The sequence below is a fragment of the Shewanella sp. SG41-4 genome (assembly GCF_014164505.1).
GTDB lineage: Bacteria > Pseudomonadota > Gammaproteobacteria > Enterobacterales > Shewanellaceae > Shewanella.
The window spans coordinates 1-3,838 of the sequence record NZ_JACJFI010000321.1 but is presented as its reverse complement, the minus strand read 5'-3'; the positions used below and the strand labels follow the sequence as shown (position 1 = coordinate 3,838).

Annotated in this window: 4 protein-coding genes; 1 reads left to right on the top strand and 3 read right to left on the bottom strand. The window is 43.3% G+C overall.

Going from position 1 to position 3,838, the window contains the following annotated elements; all coding sequences use genetic code 11:
• The first annotated feature begins 142 nt into the window (after positions 1–142).
• Positions 143–655 (top strand): hypothetical protein, encoded by a 513-nt coding sequence (locus H5202_RS18935; RefSeq protein WP_182773434.1) that lies wholly within the window; start codon positions 143–145, stop codon positions 653–655.
• Positions 656–869: 214 nt separating this feature from the next.
• Here H5202_RS18935 and H5202_RS18930 read toward each other — a convergent pair whose 3' ends face one another.
• The 3 genes from H5202_RS18930 to H5202_RS18920 form a co-directional block, all read right to left on the bottom strand.
• Positions 870–2,015 carry an ABC transporter permease gene (locus H5202_RS18930; RefSeq protein WP_182773433.1) on the bottom strand — a complete coding sequence of 382 codons (1,146 nt, stop codon included), beginning with the start codon at positions 2,013–2,015 and terminating at the stop codon, positions 870–872.
• Positions 2,012–3,184, bottom strand: coding sequence for an ABC transporter permease (locus H5202_RS18925; protein WP_182773432.1), 1,173 nt, complete (start codon positions 3,182–3,184; stop codon positions 2,012–2,014). Before H5202_RS18925 ends, H5202_RS18930 begins: the two co-directional genes overlap by 4 nt.
• Positions 3,185–3,196: 12 nt before the next feature.
• The coding region (locus H5202_RS18920; protein WP_182773431.1) for an HlyD family secretion protein at positions 3,197–3,838 on the bottom strand (642 nt) is incomplete at its 5' end.

Here is a 3,838-nt window from a genome sequence, read left to right as displayed (position 1 = left end):
ATTTTCGTCATCTATTTACGGAATTACCTAAGCGTGCACCATTAGATGATATGACTGATTTGCTGCCGTGGAATGTTGATTTAGGTGAAGCAGAATAAGCTTCACCAGTTCATTGACCGCTTACGTTTAAAGGAGCGACATCATGAAAAAAAGCATCGTTAATGGCCTAATTTGTGCCACATTGGTACTGACAGCATCAGCAAGTGTAATGGCTGACGAGCAAGGTCAACATATCAAGAGTAATGCCTACAAAATGGTATTAGTGGAAGATGTGCCTGGTGTTAATGCATTGCAATCAGGTGATGTCGAAGCTGGCTTAACCGCTACTTTATCTGCAAGTAAATTCGCCGTGGATGACTATTCTCGTAACGTGAACTTGTGTGCTGGATATGTGCAACTAGCGGATATGGAAAAAGCCCAAAAAGCCTGTAGCGCAGCCGTGAAAAGTGCTCGTACCCAAGTGGCTATCCCATCTATGACGGTTCGGGCTTATGCCTATAATAATCGTGGTGTAATGAAGTTAATGAATAATGATAATTTAGGCGCATTAGCCGATTTTAAATATGCAGCAAAAGTCGATCACAGCGAGATATACCAACATAACGTTGAACGTTTAGAGGCCGCGTTAAACAGTATTCAAAACGGAATGATGTAATTGGACCCAGACCAAAAAAACGTCACGGTTGCCCTTTATCAGTCAACAATAAACCTCATAAAACATCTTACTGAGTGTAATAAACTTGAGCTCTGGATAATAAAATAGACAGGTCTATCGAGATGATAGCTGTCTATTTTTTGTTTACTCAGTGACAAATCTTACTATAAGGTTATTTCGATATGATAGAACCAGCATAGCATCCGTAGGTATTCTATGATGAAATGCTAACGCTTTTCTGTTTACGCCCAATGGCGACTATGGCCATGGTGACGAATACTGCAAACAAGCCCCACAATTGTAACCATTTAGGCATTATCGCCGACCAACCAGCTCCTAATTGATTTAACTCAAGCATCCCCATAATTGCTGGAACGGCAGGAATAACTTGAGATGCTAATACCAATGGTTCTGGAATTAATGCAATCGGCCACACAAAACCTGAGACAAATAAAATTGGCATCGACACTAGCAAATACAATTGAGTGGGTAATTCCCGACGGTTAAATAAACTACTGAGATAAATACCTAACGATCCCGTGGCTAATAAAAAGGGCAACATAAATAACCCGACTTCAATCACTGTTGCAACCACGCTCACTTTGTACCAATAGAAACAAAAGCCTAAATAAAAACTACTAAATAACGCGTAAATCATCATAAACACACTTAGTCGTGCAAGTACCAAGGTTGCTGGGCGTACTTGCTGCCAATAACCGGATTTGCGCCATTGGCCTGCGCCCAAAATGCCGGTGCCAATTAATAACGTTTGATGCAGAATCAATAAAAATAATCCCGGTACCACATACGGTGTGTAGCCTAAACTGGGGTTAAACACTGGAACTGAATTAATATTAATAGAATTAACCGCTTGCTGGGCAAGTTGAGGATTTTGACCCCGAGCCAACAAACCCATTAACTGCACTTGTTTACTTGCATCTATGCCCGCTAATACTAAGCCTTCAGCTACAGCTGAATAAATCAGAAAGTAACTTGCATCGCCGCCGTAACTTAATGTTGCGCCCTTGCCTAACAATAAATCGCGTCTAAAGTTAGCCGGAATAACCAGTAAGCCGTGTGCTTTGCCTTGATCGATCCACGTTTGTGCTTGCTCAATACTGCTTACCTTAGCGAGTATTTTTATCTTAGCACTGGCATCTGCGTGGCGAGTCACCAGCCTACTGAGTGACGAATTATCGTGATCAACCACCACAACCTTTTGCTCTGTCGGCACCTGATTCAAATACGGTAACGGATACAGAACCGAGTAAAATAACACTCCACCAAATAGCGTCATCACAATCGCTTTGTCAGCCAATATGGCTTTGCATTCTGCTACGATTAATTGCCAGAAGTTCATCGGTTGCCCTCCAGATTAACCGGGTGACTAACATGACCCTGTGGCGGTACTTTCTGCGCGTGACGGCCCAGCACATAAAGCAAAGGAAATAATAGTAAAAAGCCCCAATAAGAGCTGATTTGAGTTAATACTTGCGGCAAGCCAACACCGTAGCTGACGACACTGATATGGGAGTCTATATAGTGACTCGATGGCATCACCAATCGCCACCATTTAGCCAAGATGGGCATATCGTTTACCGGAAAGGTTATCCCCATAAACGCGAATGCTGGGGCAAATAATGCGGTACAGAAACTGACCGTGCGGGCACTGTCACGCATAATCATAAAAATAACCAACACTAAAAGCCACAATGCCATGAGCATGAACGCCTGCGCCAAAAGCAATAACCATAATGAACCCGACACGGGCAAAGCTAAATAGTGGTATAACCACACTAAAATAAAGCCACTATGAACGAGCATAATCGGGCTATAAAATAAAATTTTAACCCATACCTTTAGCCAAATATTTCGGGCTACATAATATCGCTCTCCTTGGGGAATAAGCTCGGCATTAACACTATTAACAAAAACTAGCATGGCTATCAACTGCCACAATGCTATCAATATTGGCGGAACTAAAAAGCTGACATAATTAACATTTTGGTTAAATAATGCCGTTGTTTGATTACTAACAGGCGCCAAGTTGACATTAACAGTGGCTTTATTGGCACCGTTAAGCAACAACTTAGCTTCACCAACATGCATCAAGCCCTGCGCAAGGCTTCGTTGCAACTGACTTGATAACAATCTCCCTACCAATAAATACTGGCTGTTATAACGAATATCAATGGCTGGGCGTTTGGATGTGATTAGGTCTTTTCTGAGTTGATAGGGAAATACAACTAATGCATACACTTGTGACTCACGCATGGCTTTGATCGCCAACACTTCATTGCTAAAAGAGCGAAGTTCAAGCGCGGGATTAGCCGACAATTCTCGCGCTAACATCCGGCTAATTTGACTATTATCTAAATCAACCACAGCGACAGGTAACAGCCTTGGTATTCCGGCGCTGAATAACCACCACAGTGCGAGCACGCCAAGTAGCGGAATATAACTCACCAAGGCAAGTTGCCATGGCGAATGCCACAACGCCTTACATTCACGCCAAAATAAATGCCTCATCAGCTAGCCTTATTAATGTTCGGCAAGCTGGTCGGCACGAAACAACACCGACATTCCGACTCGTAAGTCGGCAATTTTTTGCTTAGGTGTCAGTTCAACTTCGAAAGTACGCATATCAAAATCGTGGCCGCTCTCGGTCGAGCGCCAAGTGGCAAAGTCACCCATGACACTCACGTGCGATACGGTAAATTCGACTCGCTGTTGTAGTGCTGGAATATCTAGCATGACGGTTTGATCTTGCTTAAATTGCTGCAGCAGATCTTCTCGAACTTGTAAAACGGCCCAGGCATCACTCATATCGATAATACTTACCACCGGAAAACCACTCGGTGCAAGCTCACCGGCTTGTAATAATACTTCACTTACCTCAGCTTTTTTAGGTGAACGCATTTGGCTGTCGGCTAAAATGGCATTCACTTCGTTAACCGCGCCTTCTGCCATACGAGTTTTGCCTGCTGCAGCAGCTTTGGTTTCAACCCGCGCACCTTCATTGGCCATTTGATACATAGCATAAGCTGCTTGTTCGGAATATTTAGCCGCTTGCCATTGAGTGTAAGCTTCATCACGTTTTTGCCGTGCGACAACACCTTCATCAAATAAGTTTTCAATTCGTTGATACGTTTTTAGGCCAAGTTCGGTGGCAGCCTTGGCTTT